15 protein-coding genes are annotated in these 21,842 nt (G+C 72.5%); 9 read left to right on the top strand and 6 right to left on the bottom strand.

From position 1 onward, the window contains the following. The first annotated feature begins 210 nt into the window (after positions 1–210). Genes AC07C1_RS01235 through AC07C1_RS01200 form a run of 8 tightly spaced genes read left to right on the top strand, consistent with a single transcriptional unit; the run spans position 211 to position 7,458 of the window. Entirely contained in the window at positions 211–1,308 is a 1,098-nt protein-coding gene (locus AC07C1_RS01235) for a M20/M25/M40 family metallo-hydrolase (protein ID WP_478936097.1), read from the top strand. Further along, positions 1,305–2,204, top strand: a complete 900-nt coding sequence (gene lysX / locus AC07C1_RS01230; protein ID WP_478936096.1) for a lysine biosynthesis protein LysX — start codon at positions 1,305–1,307, stop codon at positions 2,202–2,204. Before AC07C1_RS01235 ends, lysX begins: the two co-directional genes overlap by 4 nt. Continuing rightward, positions 2,204–3,520, top strand: a complete 1,317-nt coding sequence (locus AC07C1_RS01225; RefSeq protein WP_478936094.1) for a DegT/DnrJ/EryC1/StrS family aminotransferase — start codon at positions 2,204–2,206, stop codon at positions 3,518–3,520. The genes lysX and AC07C1_RS01225 overlap by 1 nt, the downstream gene beginning before the upstream one ends. Then, positions 3,517–4,359 carry a transketolase gene (locus tag AC07C1_RS01220; protein ID WP_478936093.1) on the top strand — a complete coding sequence of 281 codons (843 nt, stop codon included), beginning with the start codon at positions 3,517–3,519 and terminating at the stop codon, positions 4,357–4,359. The genes AC07C1_RS01225 and AC07C1_RS01220 overlap by 4 nt, the downstream gene beginning before the upstream one ends. After that, a complete protein-coding gene (locus tag AC07C1_RS01215; protein ID WP_478936092.1) occupies positions 4,356–5,372 on the top strand; it encodes a transketolase family protein in 1,017 nt (338 codons plus the stop codon). Before AC07C1_RS01220 ends, AC07C1_RS01215 begins: the two co-directional genes overlap by 4 nt. A gap of 1 nt (position 5,373) precedes the next feature. Continuing rightward, positions 5,374–5,544, top strand: a complete 171-nt coding sequence (gene lysW / locus AC07C1_RS01210) for a lysine biosynthesis protein LysW (RefSeq protein WP_478936091.1) — start codon at positions 5,374–5,376, stop codon at positions 5,542–5,544. 13 nt (positions 5,545–5,557) lie between these two features. Continuing rightward, positions 5,558–6,583: an N-acetyl-gamma-glutamyl-phosphate reductase gene (gene argC, locus AC07C1_RS01205; RefSeq protein WP_478936090.1), complete on the top strand. Its 1,026-nt coding sequence runs from the start codon at positions 5,558–5,560 to the stop codon at positions 6,581–6,583. Between the two features lie 32 nt (positions 6,584–6,615). Then, positions 6,616–7,458 (top strand): [LysW]-aminoadipate kinase, encoded by an 843-nt coding sequence (locus tag AC07C1_RS01200; protein ID WP_478936088.1) that lies wholly within the window; start codon positions 6,616–6,618, stop codon positions 7,456–7,458. Here AC07C1_RS01200 and AC07C1_RS01195 read toward each other — a convergent pair. Continuing rightward, entirely contained in the window at positions 7,450–8,511 is a 1,062-nt protein-coding gene (locus AC07C1_RS01195) for an acyl-CoA dehydrogenase family protein (RefSeq protein ID WP_478936087.1), read from the bottom strand. The two genes, AC07C1_RS01200 and AC07C1_RS01195, sit on opposite strands and share 9 nt — an antisense overlap. Before the next feature lies 1 nt (position 8,512). After that, entirely contained in the window at positions 8,513–9,682 is a 1,170-nt protein-coding gene (locus AC07C1_RS01190) for an acyl-CoA dehydrogenase family protein (protein ID WP_478936086.1), read from the bottom strand. 126 nt (positions 9,683–9,808) lie between these two features. Between AC07C1_RS01190 and AC07C1_RS01185 the strand changes: the two genes are divergently transcribed. Further along, complete coding sequence (locus tag AC07C1_RS01185; RefSeq protein WP_478936085.1) at positions 9,809–12,940, top strand: non-ribosomal peptide synthetase; 3,132 nt, start codon at positions 9,809–9,811, stop codon at positions 12,938–12,940. Here the strand turns inward: AC07C1_RS01185 and AC07C1_RS01180 are convergent. The 4 genes from AC07C1_RS01180 to AC07C1_RS01165 are packed head-to-tail and all read right to left on the bottom strand — an operon-like array spanning position 12,918 to position 21,796. After that, positions 12,918–13,673 (bottom strand): SDR family NAD(P)-dependent oxidoreductase, encoded by a 756-nt coding sequence (locus AC07C1_RS01180; protein ID WP_478936083.1) that lies wholly within the window; start codon positions 13,671–13,673, stop codon positions 12,918–12,920. The genes AC07C1_RS01185 and AC07C1_RS01180 overlap by 23 nt on opposite strands. Next, complete coding sequence (locus tag AC07C1_RS01175; protein WP_478936082.1) at positions 13,670–13,864, bottom strand: MbtH family protein; 195 nt, start codon at positions 13,862–13,864, stop codon at positions 13,670–13,672. The genes AC07C1_RS01180 and AC07C1_RS01175 overlap by 4 nt, the downstream gene beginning before the upstream one ends. Beyond that, positions 13,861–14,685, bottom strand: a complete 825-nt coding sequence (locus AC07C1_RS01170) for a thioesterase II family protein (RefSeq protein WP_478936081.1) — start codon at positions 14,683–14,685, stop codon at positions 13,861–13,863. Before AC07C1_RS01170 ends, AC07C1_RS01175 begins: the two co-directional genes overlap by 4 nt. Positions 14,686–14,722: 37 nt before the next feature. Further along, the gene (locus AC07C1_RS01165; RefSeq protein ID WP_478936080.1) at positions 14,723–21,796 is read right to left on the bottom strand and encodes an amino acid adenylation domain-containing protein; all 7,074 of its coding nucleotides are present in this window, start codon (positions 21,794–21,796) and stop codon (positions 14,723–14,725) included. Positions 21,797–21,842: the final 46 nt, after the last annotated feature.

The following is a 21,842-nucleotide window of genomic DNA, read 5'->3' as shown; positions in this document are numbered from 1 at the left end:
GGCATGCGTAGGTGCTGAAACCGGGTGCAGACAACACGGGGGAAGAATCCAATGAACGACCGTCCGGTGTGGTATCGGCCGGTCGCTGCAGGGCGCATACCCTGCCGGCGCGGCCACGGACAGCGGACACCGCTGAGACTCGGGTGTCCACATGACACGCCCGCCTGCACCCTCCAGGGGCCCGGTACGCTCACGGTGCGGGTCTGAGACGTGGGCGGACTCGACGAGACGGCACTGCTGCGGCGCATGGTGGAAACCGCGTCGGTCACCGGCCACGAGGACCGGCTCGCCCGGCAACTGGTCGACGACATGGCCGCGCTGGGCTTCCGTGCCCACCGTGACGTCGCCGGCAACGCCGTCGGCGTGCTGGGCAGCCACGACCGGCCGCTGATCCTGCTTCTCGGCCACCTCGACACGGTGCCCGGTGACCTGCCCGTCCACGAACGCGACGGCAAGCTGTACGGCCGCGGCACGGTGGACGCCAAGGGCCCGCTCGCGACCATGGTCTGGGCGGCACTGCGCGCCTCGGCGCTTTGCGACGCCCGCATCATGGTGGTCGGTGCCGTAGGTGAGGAGGGCTCCTCGCCCGGCGCACACCATCTGCGCAGCGCGATACGGCCGGACGCGGTAGTCATCGGCGAGCCGAGCGGCGTGGGCACCGTGGTGCTCGGTTACAAGGGCATCGTGCGCTGCGCGGTCGACATCTCCCGCCCCGGCTCGCACACCAGCTCACCCGGGCCGAGAGCGGTGGAGGTCGCGGCCGAGTACTGGGAGAGGGTACGCCGGCGGCTCGCGGTGGACGGCGGTGCGCAACCCGCCTTCGACCGTGCGATCCCCGCGCTGGTCGCGCTCCACGGCGACCTGCGGCGCGCCAGGCTGGAGATCTCCTGCCGGGTACCGGTCGGCTTCGACCGGGACGGATTCCTGGACTGGCTGCGCGAACTGGCCGGCCCCGACCGGCTCACCGTCGCCGAGAGCCTCCCGGCGGTCCGTTCGCAGCGCACCGACCCGGTGGTGGCCGCGCTGCGGGCCGGGATCCGGCAGCATGCCGGGGTGCCGACCGCCAAGGTCAAACTCGGCACCTCCGACATGAACGTCGTCGGCCCGGGGTGGAACGTGCCCATCGCCGCCTACGGCCCCGGCGACTCCCGTCTGGACCACACGGACGAGGAACACCTGGACCTGGCCGAATACCTGACCGCGATCGACGTGCTGACCACGGCCGTCCAGGAGCTGGCCGACGGGCTGACCGTCCGTGGGCCGGCGCAGCGCGCCGCTGCCGGTGCCGAGCAGGAGAAGGCCCTGTGACCCGGGACGACGGCGTACGCTCCGCGGAGGACGTCGTGCGCGACCTTCCGCCGCGCCTGGCCGTGATCGCGTCCCGGATCGCCGTGGAGGAGAAGCGCATCCTCGACGAACTCGACCGGCGCCGCGTCCCTTACCACGTGCTCGATCCGCGCACGGCGGTGTTCCGCCTGGACCGGCCGAAGGCGCCCTGGTCGGTGGCGCTCGCCCGGGAGGTGTCGCATCACCGGAATCTCACGGTGGCCCGCGTCCTCGAGCACGCGGGCGTGACGGTGGTCAACAGCGCTGCGGCGATCGCCCTGTGCGGCGACAAGCTGCTCACCACACTCACCCTCCAGGCCGCCGGACTGCCCGTCCCGCGTTGCCTGGTCACCGCCACCCCGCAGGCGGCCGTCGATGCTCTCGAGGACTTCGGCTACCCGGCGGTCGTCAAGCCCCTGACAGGATCATGGGGCCGGCAGGTGGCGCGGCTGACGGACCGGGACGCCGCCGACGCGGTCCTCGAACTGCGCGAGGCACTGCCCGACCCGCACCAGCGGATCACCTACGTGCAGGAGTACGTGGACAAGCCCGGACGGGACATCAGAGCACTCGTCTTCGGCACCGAGGTGATCGGCGCCGTCTACCGCGTCTCCGATTCCTGGCGCACCAACACCGCCCGCGACGCACGCACTCTGCCGTGTCCGCTCACCCCGGAGCTCGAGAGCCTCGTGACGGCCACCGCGGCCGCGATCGGGCCCGGAGCCTACGGAGTCGACGTCCTGGAGGACCGCGACGGCCGGCTCCTGGTCAACGAGGTCAACCACACACCTCAGTTCCGCGGCGCCGCCGAGGCCCTCGATGTGAACCTGGCCAGCCGTTACGTGGACTACCTGGTACAGCAAATGGTGAGGAACTGATGACCGACTCACGGCTGGCGATGTTTGGCGGTCCCCGTACCGTGGAGGCCGGGGCCGGCGCCTCTCCCGAAACGGCCTGGCCGATCGTCACGGACGCCGAACGAGAGGCGGTGCTGGGGGTTCTCGACAGCGGCCGCTTCACCTCGGTGGAACGCGGCGAGGTGCAGCTGCTCGAACAGCAGTGGGCGTCCTACGTCGGCGTACGCCACTGCGCCGCGCTGTCGTCAGGAACCGCGGCCATCGAGCTCGCGCTCGTCGCCTCGGAACTGGAACCGGGCGCCGAAGTCCTCGTGCCCGCCTTCTCCTTCATTGCCACGGCATCGGCCCCCGTGCTGCGCGGGCTGGTCCCGGTGTTCGTGGACATCGACCCCGTCACGTACACCGTCGACCCCGTCGCCGCGGCCGCCGCGATCACGCCGCGCACGCAGGCGATTCTCGCGGTGCACCTGCACGGGCTGCCCTGTGACATGGACGCACTGCGCGCCCTGGCCGACCGCCACGGGCTGGTCCTCATAGAGGACGCGGCCCAGGCGCACGGCGCGACCTACCGCGGACGGCAGGCCGGGGCGCTCGGGGACGTGGCGGCGTTCAGCCTCAACGCCTCCAAGAACCTGCCCACGAGCGGAGAGGGCGGTCTCCTCACCACCGACGACGAGGCAGTGTACGAACGTGTCGTGCTGCACCGGCAGTTCGGCGAGGACCTGACGGGTCGCGGCGAACGCGCCTACCTGTCACGTGTGATCGCCGGCAACGAGAAACTCAGCAGCATCCAGGCCGCGTTCACCCGCAGCCAGCTCGCCCGGCTTTCCGAGCGGCACGAGCAGCGTGACCGCAACGTGCGCCGGTTCCTGCGGCGGCTGGCGGAACTCGACGGGATCGTGATCCCCCACTGCCCGGACGACCGCACCCACGCCTGGTTCCAGCTGCGGTTGCGCTTCGACCATCACGCCATGGGCTGCCCGGACATCGCTCCGGGAGCGGTGCGTACCCTGCTGCAGCGCGCGCTGCGAGCGGAAGGCGTGCCGGTGCGGCCGTACCAGTCGCTGCCCTTGCCCGCCCAGCCGGCGCTGCACTCCTCCCTTCCGCAGGACCGGCCCTACCGACCCGACGACCACCCCGCCACGCTGGCCCTGATCGAGGACTCCGTGACGATCCAGCGCTGGCACCTCAACCCGGCCGCGGGTCCGCTCCTGGAGCGTTGCGCCGACGCTTTCGAGAAGGTGTGGGGACAGCTGGACCTGCTGCTGCCCGCTGCCCGGTCGATGACGTACGAGCCGCTGTGGCGGCAGGCCGACGCGGTGGGGGTACGGGCATGACCCGCCTCGCCGTCAGTACCGAGCAGCTGGCCGACCGCGCCCACCGGGCCCGTGAGGCCGTACTGGCGATGGGCGCGAGTGAACACGGCACTCACGTCGGCGGTAGCCTGTCGGCCGTCGACCTGCTCACGGTGCTCTACGGAGCGGTGCTGCGGGTGCGGCCGGACGAGCCGGACTGGGCCGACCGGGACTGGTTCGTGCTGAGCAAGGGCCACGCCGCCGCCGCGCTGTACGCGGTGCTCGCCGAGCATGGCTATTTCCCGCCCGAGGAGTGCCGTACGTACGCACAGCGGCACAGCCGGCTGGCCGGACACCCGCTGCGCCGGCTGCCCGGCGTGGAGTTCCCCACCGGCTCACTGGGCCACGGTCTGTCGCTCGCCGCCGGAGTCGCCCTGGCCGCGGCCCGCACGGGCCGGAGCAACCGGGCGTTCGTCCTGCTCGGCGACGGCGAGCTGCAGGAGGGCTCCAACTGGGAAGCGATCATGGCCGCCGCCCAGCTCGGCCTGGACAACCTGACCGCCCTGGTCGACCGCAACGGCTGGCAGATCAGCGGCCGTACGGAGGATTCCGTGGGCCTGGAGCCGCTCGCCGACCGCTGGCGCAGCTTCGGCTGGTCGGTGGTCGAGACGGACGGACACGATCTGGATGCCCTGCGGTCCGTGTTCGGGGCGCTGCCGGCCGCGCCGGGCCGGCCCACCGTCGTCATCGCCAGGACCACGAAAGGCCGTGGAGTGCCGATCTTCGAAGACCGCAAGAAGAGCCACTACGTACGGCTCACCCCGCGGCTGCACGAGCGGGCGCTGGCGGGGCTGCGCGCCCGGCGAAGGAACCAGGGGTGACGGCGGCCCAGGAGAGCCCGGAGTCCGTCCAGGACGCCTGGGCGGAGCTCTACACGTGCTCGGCCCGGGACGTCCACCGCCGTACGCTCCTCGAACTGGCCCGGAACGACGAGCGGATCTTCTGCGTCGACTCCGACACCGGAGGATTCGAGGACGGCTTCGCGGCCGAACTGCCCGGCCAGTACGTCAACGTCGGCATAGCCGAGGCGAACCTGTTCGGCATGTCCGCCGGGCTCGCGGCGTCCGGGCTGATCCCCTTCGCCCACACGATGAGCACCTTCGCCACCACCCGCGCGTGCGAGCAGCTGAAACTGGACGTGGCGGGCAACAACCTGCCCGTGCGGATCGTCGCCACCCACGGCGGTCTCTCCGCCGGCCACTACGGCCCCTCGCACCACGCCCTCCAGGACCTCGCCATCCTGCGGACGCTGCCCCACCTGACCGTCCTCGTCCCGGCCGACGCCGGCGAGACGGCCCTCGCCGTGCGGGCCGCCGCCCACCATCCCGGCCCGGTGTACATCCGGCTCGGCCGCAACGCCACCCCGCAGGTCCACCGCGAACCGTACGACTTCCGTATCGGCACCTCCGTGCAACTGGCGGACGGCGACGACCTGACCGTGGTCGCGACCGGACCCCTGCCGGTCCACTACGCGCTCGGGGCAAGGGAGCAGCTCGCGGCGCGGGGTATCGGCGCCCGGGTGGTGAACATGCACACCGTCAAGCCCCTCGACCGGTCCGCGCTGCTGCGCGCGGCACAGGAGACCGCAGGCATCGTCACCGTCGAGGACCACGTCGTCGTCGCCGGACTCGGCGGTGCCGTGAGCGAGGTGGTGAGCACCGAACATCCCTGCCGGGTGCGCCGGGTGGGGGTCGCGGACCGCTACCTCGACACCGTCGGCAACGAACAGGAACTGCTGGCGGACGCCGGTGTCACGGTCGACCACATCGTGGCGGAGGCACTGACCCTGCTCGACCCCGCACGGACCGACAACCACAACACTAGGAGAAGGTGACATGGCCACAGCCACCTGCCCGAGCTGCGAGAGCGACGTCACGCTCGACACCGCATCCCGGCAGCACGAGATCGTCGAGTGCGCGGACTGCCGCAGCGAGCTGGAGATCCTCAGCCTCGACCCGGTCCTGCTGGCGCTCGCGCCCGAGGTCGAAGAGGACTGGGGTGAATGAGACGCGGGGCCGCATGATCCGGGCGAGCATCGTCGGCGCGAGCGGCTACATCGGAGGGGAGCTGTGCCGGATCGTGCTCGGCCACCCCCGCATGGAGCTGGTCGCGCCGGTCTCGCGCAGCCTGGCGGGCCGGCGCGTCGACGGAGCGCACCCCAATCTGCGCGGCCTGACCGACCTGACCTTCAAGGCCCCCGACGACGCGCCGGACTGCGATGTGGTGTTCCTCGCGACACCGCACCGCGACACCATGGGCATGGTGGCGCACTGGGCCGGCCGGGCCGGTTACCTGATCGACCTCAGCGCCGACTTCCGCCTGCGCGACCCGCAGGTGTACGAGCGCTACTACGGTGCTCCGCACACCGCCCCGGAGTTGTTGCCGGACTTCGTCACCGGCTGGCCCGAGCGGCATCGCAAGGAGCTCGCCGAAGCCGACCGGATCAGCGTGCCCGGCTGCATGGCGAACGCCGCCGTCCTGGCGCTGTATCCGCTGGCGGCCGCGGGGCTGGTCGAAGACACCGCGACGGTGGACGGCCGTATCGGCTCCAGCGGTTCCGGTTCCGGAGCCGGACCGATGAACCTGCACTCCGAACGCAGCGGTGCCATGCGGGTGTTCGCGCCCACGGGACACCGCCACGAAGCGGAGGTGGCGCAGGCGACCGGCCTGACCGTACGCATGAGCGCCACCGGCGTGGAGGCCGTGCGCGGGGCACAGGTGCTGTGTCGGGCCGCCCTCACGACCGAGGTCCGCGAGGCAGACCTGCGGCGCGTCTACCGCGACTGCTACGGCGAGGAGCCGTTCGTCCGCGTGGTCGCCCAGCGGCGCGGGCTGTACCGGCTGCCCGAGCCGAAGATCCTCAGCGGGTCAAACTTCTGCGACGTGGGCTTCGCCCTGGACGCCGACCGCGGTGAGGTCATCGCCGTCGCGGCGCTCGACAACCTGGTGAAGGGGGCGGCCGGCAACGCCGTGCAGTGCCTCAACATCAGGCAGGGCTGGCCGGAGCGCCTGGGGCTGGAGTTCCCCGGGCTGCATCCGCTGTGAGGCCCGGCCCGTCCGGCGGCACGCGGGACATCGTGGTGGTCAAGTGCGGGGGCAGCGGTGCGCTCGACGTGGACCGGCTCTGCGAGGACGTCGCCGAACTGACCGCGGCCGGCCGGGACGTGGTCCTGGTGCACGGCGGCTCCGCCGAGATGAGCCGCCTCGCGGAGCAGCTCGGGGTACGGCTGCGCCACCTCACCGCACCCGACGGCGTGGTGACCCGTTACACCGACGCGGCCACCCTCGACGTGCTCACCCTGGCTCTGGCCGGCCGGCTAAAGCCCGCGCTCGTCGCCGCTCTCGACCGGCACGACGTCCGTGCCGTGGGTCTGACCGGACTCGACGCCGGGCTGCTGCGGGCACGCCGCAAGAAGGCGATACGGGCGGTCGTCGACGGACGCCTCACCATCGTCCGGGACGACCGCAGCGGCCGTATCGTCGAGGTGAACGAGCGGCTGCTGCTCGGCCTGCTCGCCGCGGGCGTCGTACCGGTGGTGTCGCCGCCGGCGATCGCCGACGACGGCGAACCGGTCAACACCAATGCCGACCGGGCCGCGGCGGCCGTCGCCGTGGCGCTGCGGGCGCGCACGCTCGTCTTCCTCACGGGGGCACCGGGGGTGCTCACGGACCCCGAGGATCCGGCCAGCGTGCTGGACACCTACCGGCTGCCCGAGGCGGGGGAACCGGCGCCCCCGTGGGTGACCGGCGGCATGACCGTCAAGCTGGTGGCGGCCCGTGAAGCGCTGCTCGGCGGGGTGCCACGGGTGTGGATCACGGACGGAGGGGCAGCCCATCCACTGAAGGCGGTGTCCGGCGACGGCCCGGGCACCCGTCTCGCGTTGCCCGGGCCGCCGTCGGCCACCTCGCCGTCACCGTAGGCGCAGCGCTCCCGCCTCGCGCCAGAGCGAGGCCGGGGCGCCCCACCGGGTCGCCTCGACGGCTGCGACCCGGTAATGCCCTTGGACCGCGAAGTCGTTGCTGATCCCGGCGGCGCCGTGCACGTGCACGGCGTGCGCGGTGACCTGGAGGGCCAGTTCCGCCGCATAGGCGAGCGACTGGGTGGCACCGACGGCCCCCGGCCGGCCGCCGTCGGCGTCCCAGGCCGCCTCGTGCACCAGCAGCCGCACCGCCTCGAGGTGAGCGAACTGCTCGGCCAGCGGGAAGGCGACGGCCTGGTTCTCCCCGAGGGGACGGTCGAACTGACGTCGACTCGCCGCCCGTTGGACCGCGAGCCGGTGCGCGCCGGAGGCCAGGCCCAGCAGATAGGCCGCCTGCCGGACACGGGCACGCACGAGCAGCGGCGCGGGCGCGCCGTCGGCGTGGTGCAAGGGCGCCGACACGGCCTGCGCCACGACACCCTGCAGCGACAGCCGCCTGATGCCTTCGCGCCGAGTGGCCGCGCAGACCACTCCGCAGGAGTCGGCGGCCACCGCTGCGAGCACCGTGCCGTCGGCGGTCCGGGCCGGTACGACGTGGAACGCGACGTCCGGCGGTGGCTCGGGCAGTGCGCAGTCGCCGTCGAGCACCCAGCCGTCGGCGGTCCGCGCCGCCAGGAGGCCGGTGCCGGCGGCCAGGCCGGCGGAGACCTTGCCGGTGGCGAGGAGGGGGAGCACGTCGGTCAGGGCGGTCGTGCGAGAGCCGGACCGCTCGCCTTCGGCGGCCTGGGCGAGTTCGGCGAGCAGCGCATGGGCCCGGTAGGAGTCGGGTGCCGCCCAGCGGCCCAACTCCTCGCACACCGGCACGGCACAGGCCAGACCGAGCGCCAGACCCCCAACGGCGTCCGGCAGTTCCAGAGCGAACAGGTCGAGGTCGGCGAGAGTTGCGTGGACCTCGGCCGATTCCATCCGCCCGCCGGGACCCGCCAGCGGACCTAGTTCGCAGCGCACGGCCCGTGCCAGGTCCCGCTGCACCTCGCCACGTTCGAGCCGCATGTCAGTCCACCTCCGGGGCGGCCAGGCCGGCCGGTTCGCCGGCGAACAGGAAGCCGGAGATCGTCTGCAGCATCATCTCGGACGTGCCGCCGGCCAGCGTCAGCCCCGGCGCCTCCCGGTACGCGCTGTCCAGTGACTCGGCCAGATCGTCGGGGGCGTCCAGGCCGTGGCGGGTCAGGGCCCACCGGGCGGCCGCGGCCGCCTGCTCGCTGGCATACCACTTGGCCGTGGACGTCTGGAGTTCGTCGAGCCGTCCCCGGTCGGCCGAGCCGGCGCAGCGCCAGGCCAGCAGAGCCGCCGCGCGCGTGGCGGCTCCGTGCCGGCCGACGTCGGCCAGCCAGTCCGCTGCCGGTCCGGGATCTGTGCCGTCCGGCATCGCAAGGTCGCGGCACCCGGCCTCGAACCACCGCTCGGCGCGCAGGGCGAAATCGAAGCCGGTGCGCTCCAGCGGCAGCGCCTCGGCCAGGATCGCCCAGCCGTCGCCCACCTCGCCCACGACCGCGGTCGTGGGGACGCGTACGCCGTCCAGCTCCACTCGGTGGAACTGCTCGTCGGCCATGGTGTCCAGGCTTTCCACGTGGACGCCCGGTGCGTGCAGGTCGACGAGGAACAGTGTGAGACCTTCGTAACGTGAGCCTTCGAGGGAGGTGCGCGCCGCGCACAGCCCGAAGTCGGTGATGCCGCTCTTGAGGTTGAAGATCTTGACGCCGTCGATCCGGTAACCGCCGTCCTCCGCGACGGCCCGCGTCGTCAGCGCGCTCAGGTCGGAACCGACCTCGGGCTCGGTGTACAGGACGCTGGCGAAACGCCGGCCGGCCGCCAGCTCCGGCAGCACCCGCTGCTTCTGTTCCTCGGTTCCGGCGAGCAGCACCAGCTTGCCCACGGTCTGGATGCCGTTGACGAACAGCGTGTCGGGTACACCTGCTCGCATCATCTCCTCGACGGCGACGGCCGCATGGGCGGCGGTGCGGCCCTGTCCGCCGTACCGGCGCGGCCAGTCCACCCCGAGCAGTCCCCGTTCCCCGAGCAGCCGGTACAGGTCACGTTCGTCGGGCTCGCGCTCGCCGCTGGTCCGTAAGCGCGCCAACTCGGCGACGACGGGGACGGATCGGAGCTCCGCCTGGACCCGCTCGCGGAAGTGCGACTCGTCGGCACTGTGGCCGAAGTCCATATGTCTCCCCCGTGTGTGGATCACATGTGGCCCACCTTTCCCGGCAGTTGGCCGGTATCGACGACAAGCCTAGTGCATATGATCGAGACGCGTCCTGGAGTTCGACCAGAGTGATACGGTGGGCGAATGCCGCGACGTGACCAGACGGCTCATGACGGTGCGAGCACGCTGTCTGCCGCTCAGCAACGGCAGTGGATCGCCGACCAGTTGGTCACCGGCCCGCCCGACCACGTGGTACTGCGGTGGCGCGTCCACGGCCCTCTCGACACGACAGCGCTGCGCTCGGCGATGACCGCCCTGGTGGAACGGCACCCCGCGCTGCGCACCCGGCTGACCACGAACGAGGCCGTGCCGCGCCGGACGACCTCCGCCGACCCGGCGTACGATCTGTCGCTGCCCGGGTCGGCAGCCGGCGCACCGAGGCAGGCCGTCGACGCAGTGCTGCGGCAGCCGTTCGACCTGACGGCCGGCCCGCTGGTGCGCGCGGTCGTGAGCACGTCCGACGGCGACACGACGCTGACCCTGGCCGTCCCCCGCCTCGTCTGCGATCCGCATTCCGCCGGGGTGCTGCAGTCCGATCTGGCGGCCCTGTACCGCACAGCCCTGTCGGGTGCACCCCTGCCCGGGGAACAGGCGCGACGGTTACCGGCACAGCGGTCCACACCCGATCAGCGGGAAGCACAACTCGACTTCTGGCGGAGCCGATTGGCGCAGCTGCCGCCCTCGGCGGAGCTGCCGGCCGACAAGCCCCGGCCGACGGTGCACAGTCAGCGCGCCCGCACCGTCCTCCTCGACGTCCCCTACGAGCTGGTGCACCGTCCGGGCAAGGAGGAGTCCACCGAGGCGGCGGCCTTCACCGCCTTCGGAGCCGCTCTCGCCGCGCTCCTGATCCGGTACGGAAGCTCCCGCGACATCGTGTTCGCCACACAGACCCCCGGTGCCCGACCGCCGGGAGGCGAGGAAGTCGTAGGCTGTCTGGCCGATCTGCTCCCCCTGCGGATCGACGGCTCCGACGACCCCTCCCTGCGGACCCTGGCCGAGCGGGTCCGCGAAGCCGCGAGGTCCGCGGTCGAGCACTCCGCCGTCCCCTTCCAGCAGTTGGTCGCCCAGCTCGCCCCGGACCGCGAACCGGGCCGGCATCCCCTCGTGCAAGTGGCCCTGGACGTACGGCCGCACGCGCGGCACAACGCCGCGGAGCCTGGCTCGGAAACCGCAGTGGGGCTGCTGCGGCCCGAGCTCGTCGCTTCTCCCCGCTCCCCGTTCGACCTCTCGGTGACCGTCCTGTGCACGGGGGACGCCTACACGGTGGGATTCGCTTGCAACGCGGATCTGTTCACCGCCGACGCCCAGGAGCGCATGGCCGGCCACTTCCTGCGGCTGCTGACCGGCGGGCTCACGCATCGCGACCGTCCTGTGTCCCGACTGGCCATGCTCGGCCCGGCCGAGTGGCACGCAGTCGTCGGCGCCGCCGACCGCACCCGGCCCACCCGCACGGCCACCCTCCTGGACCTCTTCGAGGAGCAGGTGGCCGCCGCCGGCGACACGACGGCCCTGTGGAACCCGCCGTATCGGCGCTCCTTCGCCGAACTGGGAGCAGCTTCCGATGAGTTGGCCGACCACCTGGTCGGCCTCGGCATCCGCCCGGACGACCGCGTCGCCATCCTTCTGCCGCGGGCTCCGGAGCAGGTGGTGGCGATGCTCGCCGTCCTCAAGGTGGGCGGCGCCTACGTGCCGCTCGACCCCACCCATCCTCTGGACAGGATCGAGTTCGTCCTGCGCGACAGCGAGTCCCGGCTGGTCCTGACCGATCAGGAGCTGTCCGGACGGCTGCCTGCGGGCGTCGAACGCCTGCACGTGGACACACCGTTGCCCGCACCGGCCTGGCCTCCGGCGCGGCGGCCGGCCGTCTCGCCGGACAACCTCGCCTACGTCATCTACACCTCGGGCTCCACGGGCGTGCCTAAGGGCGTCGCGGTCACCCATCGCTGCGTCGTACGCCTGGTCCGAGGCCTCGACCAGGTCGACGTCCGTCCCACGGACACACTGCTGATGCTCGCCCCCACGGCGTTCGACGCTTCGACGTTCGAGGTGTGGGGCGCCCTGTGCAACGGGGCCCGGCTGGCCCTCTACCCGCCCGGTCCGGTCGGACCGCGCGAACTCGCGGGGCAACTGGAGCGCTTGGGGGTGACCGTGCTGTGGCTGACCGCTCAGCTGGCGAACCTGGTGGCTGATGTGTCCCCGCAAGCGCTGCGCCCGTTGCGCACCCTGGTCGTCGGCGGCGAGGCCCTGTCCGTGCCGCATCTGCGCGTCCTGCTGGACGCCCATCCCGGGCTGAGCATCGTCAACGGCTATGGACCGACCGAGACGACCACCTTCGCCACCACGCATCCCGTCGTCGCGGAACAGCTCGACGAGGCGACCGGAGTCCCGATCGGCCGTCCGATCGGCGACACCCGCTGCTATGTCGTCGACGCCGCCGGCCACCCCGTGCCCGTGGGCGTCCTCGGTGAACTGCTGGTCGGAGGAGCGGGTGTGGCCCGGGGGTATCTGCGCCGCCCCGGCCTGACCGCCGAGCGGTTCGTCCCCGACCCGTTCGGGCCGCCCGGCGGCCGTCTGTACCGCACGGGAGACCTGGCTCGCCGGCGCGCGGACGGGTCCATCGAGTTCGCGGGCCGGATCGACGACCAGGTCAAGCTGCGGGGCTTCCGCATCGAACCGGGCGAGGTCCGCGCGGTCCTGGCAGGCCACCCGAGCGTGCGCGACGCCTTCGTCACGGTCCAGGGCGACGGACTCGCGGCCGGGCTGGTCGCCTACGTCGTACCGGTGGATCAGGGCGACGCGGCCGACGCGGCGCTGCGGGCCCACCTGCGCGAGCGGCTGCCCGAGCCGTTGATCCCGGGTCGGTTCGTGTTCCTGGACCACCTGCCGTTGACCCCCAACGGGAAGGTCGACCGCCGGGCCCTGCCGGACCCGCTGCCCGGCCACCGGGCTGCGGGGCAGCGCCGGGCTCCCGGCTCGCCGTGGGAGAAGACGGTGGCCGAGGTCTGGAGCACGGTGCTGGGCCGGTCGCCCGACGACATGGGCGAGGACTTCTTCGCGCTCGGCGGCACCTCGCTGGACCTGCTGCGGGTGGCCGCCGAGCTGGCGCCGCGGTACGGCGCCCCCGTGCCGCCGGAGATCCTTTTCCGGCTGCGCACGGTGGCGGAACTCGCGGCGGCCCTGGAAGCCGGCGCGGTCAGCGCATCGGACCGCCGGTGACGTACAGCGTGTGCCCGGAGACGAACCCGGCGTCCTCACCGACGAGGAACGCGACGGCGTTCGCCACGTCCTCGGGCTGACCCACGCGGCGCACCGGCGTCTGCGCGGCCACCATCTGCTGGAGCCGGGTGAAGTCCATGCCCAACCGCTCGGCGGTCTGCGCCGTCATGTCGGTGACGATATAGCCGGGGGCCACCGCGTTCACGGTCACCCCGTAGGGGCCCAGCTCGATGGCGAGGGTCCGGGTCAGGCCGTCGATACCGGCCTTCGCGGCGGCGTAGTTGGCCTGGTCACGGTTGCCCAGCGCCGAGGAGCTGGAGAAGTTGACGATGCGTCCCCAGCGCTGTTCCAGCAGATAGGGGCGGATCGCCTGGCACATCAGGAACGGTCCGCGCAGGTTCACGTCGACGACGGTGTTCCAGTCGTCGAGCGACAGCTCCTCCATCGGCCTGTCCCTGATGACGCCGGCGTTGTTGACCAGGATCACCGGCGGGCCCAGCTCGGCTTCGACGGTGGCCAGCGCATCCTTGATCTGATCGGGATCGCCGATGTCGGCGACGACCGCACGGGCGGTACCCCCGGCCGTGCGGATGCGCTCGACGGTGTCCGCGGCGGTCTGGGCGTCGACGTCGAGGACGGCGACCGCGGCTCCGTCGGCGGACAGGCGCAGCGCTGTGGCGGCGCCGATGCCGCGCCCTGCACCCGTGACGACCGCCACACGTGATGACGTCATGCGTCCATCGCCTCCATCCGCCGGCGCAGGCTCAACGGCCGCATGTCCGTCCAGACCTCTTCGATACGAGCCAGGCACTCTTCCTTCGAGCCTCGCACGCCGCTCTCCCGCCAGCCGGCCGGGATGTCCCGGTACGCCGGCCAGATCGAGTACTGCTCCTCGTCGTTGACGACGACGGTGTACAACCTCACCTCGATGATTCCTCGTCTTCCGTAGGGGGACCGGGCGCGTGCGGCGCCGGCTGCTCGGCCAGGGAGGTGCGGATGATGCGGGCCACCTCCTCGCCCTGCCCGACCAGGTAGAAGTGGTCTCCGGGCAGCAGGTGCGAGGTACAGGTGCCGTGGGTCATGGTGGCCCACTCGTTCAGGTCCCATCCGGCCGGTGTGGGGTCGTCCTTGCCGTTCAGGACGGTTATCGGCGCCTGTACCGGTGGCCCCGCGACGAAGCCGGTGAGCACCAGTCCCAGGTCGGCCCGGATCACCCGCAGCACCATCCGCCGCAGCTCCGGATACTGCAGCAGCGCCTCGTAGTTGGGTGCGCCCGTGGCTCCCAGCGCATCCAGAATGGTCTCGTCGGGCGCGTCGGTCGGGAACGATGCCTCCGGCCGCTGGGACGGCCCACCGTGCCCGGAGACGAACACATGAGCCACCGGGACGCCGGCCCTTTCCAGCGCCCGGCACAGGTTGACCGCGAGCACGGCGCCCATGCTGTGGCCGAAGAGGGCGATCCGGTTGAAGCCGGCCCGGCGCACCACGTCGGTGAGTTCGGCGATGAGGGTCGGCTGGTCGGTGAACGGGGGTTCCGTCAGACGCGTCTCGCGGCCCGGCAACTGCACCGGAACCACGTCGACATCGGGCTCCGCCGCAGCCAGCCAGGCACGATAGCTCGATCCGTTGCCGCCGCTGTGCGGCAGGCACAGCAGCTGGGTGTCGCCCCAGGCACGGTCGAGGCCGCCGAGGAACCACCGGTCCAGGTCGTTTAGGACGCTGCCCCGTTCGACATCGGCCCTCATGCTCCACCTCCGTTGTCGGCAGGATTCGGATACGTCGTCACGGCCGGTCCCCGCGGAGTTCCGGGAGCCGTGCCCGCGGGTCGGCCAGTACGCCCCGCAGCGTCCGGCCGAAGTCGTCCACCAGCCGCCGCACGGTCGACTCGATGAACACATCCGTGTTGAACTCGACCGCGCAGGCCAGTGCGTCCCCCCGACGGATGACGGCGACGTCCAGGTCGAACTTGGCCGTGCCGGTGTCCACATCGATCACCTCGGCGGTGAGCCCCGGCAGCTCCGGAGCCGCCCCGGGGGTGTCGTCGACGGAGAAGACCACGTCGATCAGCGGTGTGCGGCCCAGCGAACGACTCGGCAGGAGTTCCTCCACGAGCCGGTCGAACGGCACCTCGCGGTGGGCGTACGCGGCCAGTGCGGTCTCCCGGGTGCGTTCCAGCAGCTCGGCGAAGGACGGGGTGCCCGACAGATCGGCACGCAGGACCAGCGTGTTGACGAAGAAACCGATCAGTGACGTCAGTTCGGGGCGTGACCGCAGGGACACCGGTGTGCCGACGCCGAAGTCCTCCTGCCCGCTGAGCCGGCCGAGGGTGACCTGCAGGGCGGCGAGCAGCACCATGAACTCGGTGACGCCATGGGCCTGGGCCAGTGCGGCCAGCCGCCGGGCGTCCGCCGGGTCGAGCAGGTCGGCCCGGTACCGGCTGCCCGCCCCGCTGCGCACCCGGGGGCGCGGCCGGTCGGTGGGCAGCTCCAGGACAGGCAGGTCCGCAAGCCGGCCGCGCCAGTGGTCCAGGTCCAGCCGCTCGACGGCCGCGGTGCGCCGTCGCTGCCAGAGGGCGTAGTCCGCGTACTGGACGGGCAGTGCGTCCAGGGTACCCGGCTGCCCGGCGGACTGCTTGCCGTACAGCTGTTTCACCTCGGCGAACAGCAGGCGGAAGGACTCGGCGTCGGCCGCCGCGTGGTGCAGCACCAGCGAAAGCAGATGCTCCTCGGGTCCGACGCGCAGCAGCTCGGCGCGGATCAGCGGGGCGCGGTCCAGCCGGATCGGTTCCCGGGCCGCCGCGGCCACCGCCGCCTCGGCCCGCGTCCTGGCCTCGGCGGCGGACAGCTGGGACAGATCGGTCTCGGACATCTCGAAGACCGCGGCGGGCTCCACCACCTGCACCGGCAGGCGGTCCTCGCCCAAGACGAACCGGGAGCGCAGCACCTCGTGACGGATCACCACCTCGCGCAGCGCCGAGCGCAGTGCGCCGGTGTCGAGACGACCGTGCAGCCACAGGTTCATCGGCACGTTGTAGTCGGCGCCGCCCGGGCGCAGCTGGTCGAGGAACCACAGGCGCTGCTGGTCCACCGACAAGGGTGCCGGGGTACCGGCCGGCCGGGGGACCACCGGTGCGATCCCGCCGTCGTCCGGGGCGGGGGCCGCCGCCAGGGCCGACGCCAGTTCGGTGATGCGCCGGTGCTCGAAGAACGTATGCACCGTGAGGTCGACTCCGAGCGCCGTCCGCAGCCGTGCGACGACCTGCGCGGCCTGGTAGGAGTTCCCGCCCACCGTGAAGAAGTCGTCGTCGACGCCGAAGTCGTCGCGACCGAGCACCTCCGCCCACACGGCGTGCACCGCCTGCTCCGGCTCGGTGCGCGGTGACCGGCCGGGCCGGTCGGAACGGGGCCGGCGCGGCTCGGGCAACCGGGTCCGGTCCACCTTGCCATTGGCTGACAACGGCAGCTCGTCCACGGGCGTGACCGTCGCAGGCACCATGAAGTCGGGCAGCTGCAGCCGTGCGTGCCGGACCACGTCGTCGAGGTCGACGGCGTCCGCCGCGGCGACGACGTACGCCGTCAGCTCCGCCGCCGGACCGCGCCCGTGCCGCAGCACATGGGCGTCCCGTACCGCGGGGTGCCGGCGCAGCGCCGTGGCGACCTCCTCGAGTTCGATCCGGTAGCCGCGGATCTTGACCTGTTCGTCGTTGCGGCCGAGGAAGTCGAGGCTGCCGTCGGGCAGTCGGCGCACGATGTCCCCGGTGCGGTAGACGCGCTGCCCGGCAGGGCCGAACGGGTCCGGGACGAAGCGGTCCGCCGTCATGCCCGGGGCACCTAGGTAGCCGCGGGCGAGGCCACGCCCGCCGATCCACAGCTCGCCGGGCACGCCGACGGGCAGCAGTTCGTCGTTCACACCGACGACGTACAGACGCGTGTCGCCGATCGGGCGGCCGAGCGGGATCGAGACGGCGTCCTCGGCCGGCACGGACGCGATGTGGTGCAGGGTGGCGTTGGTCGTGGACTCGGTGGGGCCGTAGCAGTTCAGCAGCCGCAGACCTGGCAGCGCCTGCATCAGCCGCCGCAGATGCGGTACGGACGGGGCCTGGCCGCCGATGCCCAACTGCCGTACCCCCGTGAACAGATACGGGTCGGTGTCGATGATCAGCTGTGCGAGTGCTGCGGTCAGCCACACCACCGTCACCCGGTGGCGACGGATGGCGGCACCGAACTCGGCCGGGTCGATGGGCCGTTCTCCGGGCACCGCAATGCTCGCGCCGTGCGCCAGTGGCAGCCAGATGTCCAGGTTGGACGCGTCGAAGTTGGTCGGCTGTGCCATCAGGAACGTGTCGTCCGGGCCGACCGGTGACTGGTCGCAACCCAGCACCAGACGCACCAGCGCGTGATGCGGGACAGCGACGCCCTTGGGCCGCCCGGTCGAGCCGGACGTGTACATGACGTATGCGAGGTGGTCGGGGTCGGCGCCGGCCGGATTGTGCGTCGGCCGGGAGTCGATGAGGGCACGGTCGTCGTCCAGGTCCACGAAGTGCGCGAGGCCCGGGGGCAGCTTCTCCCGTGCGGCCCGGTGGCCCACGGCGATGTCCGCTCCACAGTCGGCGAGCAGCTGACGCATGCGTTCGGCGGGGTGGGCGGGGTCGAGCGGCAGATAGGCTCCGCCGGCCTTCAGCACCCCGAGCATGGCGACGACCAGGTCCGCGCTCGGCGGCAGACAGAGGGCCACGACCACATCAGGGCCGACGCCGAGTCCGGTCAGGTGGTGGGCGAGCCGGTTGGCGGCCGTGTTCAGCTCCGCGTAGGTCAGCTCTCCTGCGAGGCCGCTCAGCGCCACCGCCGCACCCGACGACGCGGCCCGCCGCTCCACGACCGCGGTGATGGTGTCCACGGGAGTGGAGACGGTCTTGTTGAAGGTCCCGAGCAGGTCCTGCCGCTCGGCCGGAGCCAGCATGCCGAGCTCGGACAGCCGCCGCTCGGGCGCCTCGAGGGCCGAGCTCAGGAGGTTCTGGTAATGCCCGGCCATCCGGACCACCGTCTCGCGGTCGAACAGGTCGGCGCTGTAGTTGATGCGTCCGGTGAGCCGCCCCTGCCGGCCGGTACGCAGCTCCAGCACCAGGTCGAAGGCGGCCGTCCGCTCCTCCACCGGGATCTTCGTCGCGTCGACACCGTCCAGCGACAGCCGGTCCTCCGGGGCGTCGATGACCTGGAAGAGCACCTGCACCAGCGGGTTGACTCCGGCGTCCCGGGCGACGCCCAGGCTGCTCACCAGTTCCTCGAACGGCACCTCGGAGTGGTCACCCGCCTCCAGCGTGGTCTCGGTCACCTGCCGGAGCAGGGCCGTGAACGCCGGATCGCCGGAGCAGTCGGCACGCAGCGGAACCGTGTTGACCAGAAAGCCGACCAGGTCCTCGACCTCGCGGCGCCCGCGGTTGGCGAACGGCGTGCCGACGACCACGTCCTTGTCGCGCCCGTAGCGGGACAGCAGGGCGAAGAAGGCGGTGAGCAGGGTCATGAACGACGTGACGCCGTTGCGGCCGGCGAACGCGGTGAGCGCGGCCCCGGTTCCGGCAGGCAGGTCGAAGTAGAGGGTGCCACCCCGGCCGGTGGGGCGCGCCGGGCGGGTCCGGTCCGTCGGCAACTCCGGCTGCGCCGGCGCACCGGCGAGCCGCTCCCGCCAGTAGGCCAGGCTGTCCCGGTGCGCCTCGCCGTCGAGGGCTGCGCGCTGCCGGCGCGCGTAGTCGCAGAACCGCAGCCGCACCGGCGGCAGGTCGGAGGGCAGTCCACGGCGGAAGGAGCCATACAGCTCGCTGAGTTCCGAGAAGAGCACTTCGGTAGCGCGTCCGTCGGCGACCATGTGGTGGACGACCCAGGCGAGGACGTGTTCGCGGGGGCCGCGGCGGACGAGCGTGACCCGGATCAGCGGGCCGGTGGACAGGTCGAACGGCCGCACCGCCTCGGCGGCGAGCAGCGCGTCGAGATCCTCCTGAGGCACGCCCGTCAGGTCGCGCACTGCCAGCTCCGCCGTCGGCTCCGGATCCACCACCTGGCGGGGAACGCCGTCGGTGGCCACATAGCGGGTGCGCAGGATCTCATGGCGCACAACGAGCTCGTGCAGGGCGCGGCGCAGCGCGGCGGCATCGAGTTCCCCGTGCAGCCCGAACACCTCGATGACGTTGTACGACGGGTCCCCCGGCCGCAACTGGTCGAGGAACCACAGCCGGTGCTGCGCCGAAGACAGCGGCGCGCCGCCCTCGTCGTCCAGGGACGCCGGGGAAGCGGAAGGGGGCGGCACGTTGCCGCTCGTGGTCTCGTTCCCGGCCTGGCGATGGCGCTCGATCGCCGCTGCGAGCGCCTCCGGGGTGGAGTTACGGAAGAACCGGCTCATCGGGATCTCCACCCCGAACGTCTCGCGCACCCAGGACAGCAGCCGGATCGCCCGGATGCTGTCGCCTCCCGTCGCGAAGAAGTTCGTACCGCCGGTGACTGACGCGCCGGGCAGGAGGGCGGCATAGCCCTCCTGGGCGATCCGCCGCGCGAGGCCCGTCGTCCCCTCCGCGAATGCGCCGGGCCCGGCCGCGGGCTCGGGGCGCCGTGCCGGGGCGGAGCCGGAGGCGGAGCCGCTGGGGTGGTGGGCCGCCAGCGCGGCCAGGTCGACCTTGCCCGAGGGGGTGATCGGAATCCGCTCCACTTCGACCAGCAGCGGCGGCACCATGTACGCGGGCAGCCGGTCGGCGAGGTGGCGGCGGATGCGGTCCGGGTCCGGCCGGTGCCCGGCCGCGGGCACGAGATACCCGACGAGCGTGGAGTCGATGTCGGCGACGACGGCGGCTGAGACCTCGGCCGTCCCGGTGAGCGCCGCTTCGATCTCGCCCAGTTCGACGCGCTGTCCGCGGACCTTGACCTGCCGGTCCCGGCGGCCGAGAAAGACGATGTCACCCTCCGCCGACCATCGGGCGAGGTCACCGGTGCGGTACATACGGCCGCCCGGCCGGAACGGATCGGGGATGAATCGCTCCGCCGTGCGGCCGCCCTGGCCCAGATAGCCGCGCGCCACTCCGGCGCCGCCGACGAACAGTTCGCCCACTGCGCCGGGGGGCACGGGGCGCAGCTCGTCGTCGAGGATGTACGCCTGATGGTTGTCGACCGGGAGACCGATCGGCGGCGAAGAGCGCCACCGGCCGGTGCACTCCTTGTAGATGACGCCGATCGTGGTCTCGGTCGTCCCATATCCGTTGACGAACCGGTGGTCACGGGACCAGCGCGTGGTGAGCCGGCCGGAGAACGGCTCACCACCGACCGAGACCAGCCGCAGCGACGGCACGCTGTCCGGGTCCAGCAGTTCCAGCAGGGCCGGCGGCAGTTCGGCGACCGTGATCCCGCCTTCGGTGAGCGCACGGGTCAGCCCCTCCACCGAACGCCGGTCGTCGTCGCCGATCATGTGCAGCGAGGAGCCGCTGAGCAGTGCGCAGAAGATCTCGAACACCGATACATCGAAGCCGGGCGACGCGTACTGCAGCATGCGGTCCTCGGCGGTCAGCTCGAAGAGCCGCTGCAGGGATTCGACGAAGTTGACCGCACTGTCGTGCTCGACGAGCACCGCCCGGGGTGCACCGGTGCTGCCGGAGGTGTACATGGCGTAGGCGAGCTGCCGCGGATCGGTGGACGCGGGGGCGACCGGCGCGGCATCGGCGGCTGCGTCCGCGGCCTCGGCGTCGTGCGCGTCCAGGTCCACGACCGACCAGTCGCCGACCGGAACCCGGTCGCGGAGCGCGGCATCGGTGACGACCACCGCAACGCCCGCGTCGCGCAGCAGTGTGGTCAGCCGGCCCGGCGGTACGGCGGGATCGACCGGGAGCCAGGCGGCGCCGGCGTGGAGAGCACCGAGGCAGGCGAGCACCCAGCGTTTGTCGTCACGGGTCACGTAGACCGCGACCAGGTCCTCGGGCGCGAGGCCGGCGGCCGTGCGCAGCCGGTGGCCGACCCGGGCGGCCTCCCGGGCGGTCTGGTCGTAGGTGAGGGTTCCCGCCGCGTCCACCAGCGCGATCCGGTCGGCGAAGCGACGCCGGGCGTGGTCGAAGGCGGCGGTGAGTGTGGAGGGGCGGCGCGAGCGCGCGGTGCGGTTGGGCTCCTCGGTCACCGCACGCAGTTCGCAGTCGGGCAGGGTGTGCAGTGCGGACAACGGAGCGTCCGGCGTGGTGAGCGCGGTCTCCAGCAACTCCTCCGCGCCCCGGAGGACCCCCTCGACGAGTCGCGTCTCGTGGCGGTCGGGGTCGTGGGCGGCGGTGAGGGTGCCCGCCGCAGAGAGCCTGAAGTGGACGTCCGCGGCGTCGGGGGCGTCCGCGCTGCCGGCCCGGGGGGCGTCGTGGGGCTCCGTCTCCAGCAGGATCGGCGGCGCGGTGCGGGCCGCCGGCCGGCTGCCCGCCGTCCGGGCCTCGGCGAGCGCGCGTTCGGCGGCCCGGACCAGGTCGGGCAGCGACCGGCCCGGATCCACGGTCAGCGACAGCTGCCGGACGCGGCCCCTGCCGTCCCGGACGGCGACCAGCAGATCCGGCTCCGCGCAGTACCGGGCGACGGAGGCGAGCACCGCAGCGGCCAGGACCGAGCCGGCCGACGCGCCGGTGTGCGCCACGCAGTCGTGCAGGGCCTTGACCGCCACCTCACCGAGGTGACGGACGACCCGGCGGCGTTCGGGCGGTGGAGTGGGTCCGGTGGCGACTGCGCGGGGCAGCGCTGTGGGAAGCACCTGTGGCCCGGTGTGCGTCCGGGGCGGGCCGGACCGGGCGGCGACTTCGCGGATCCGTTCCAGAAATCGGGCGCGCCGTTCTTCGAGGGTGATCTCCGGTTGCATCTGGCCACTTCCTTCGCGCAGGGTTCAGCGCGGGTTCACGCATGGC

This window comes from Streptomyces sp. NPDC045022, assembly GCF_056432605.1.
This window is presented reverse-complemented; position numbering and strand designations above follow the sequence as displayed.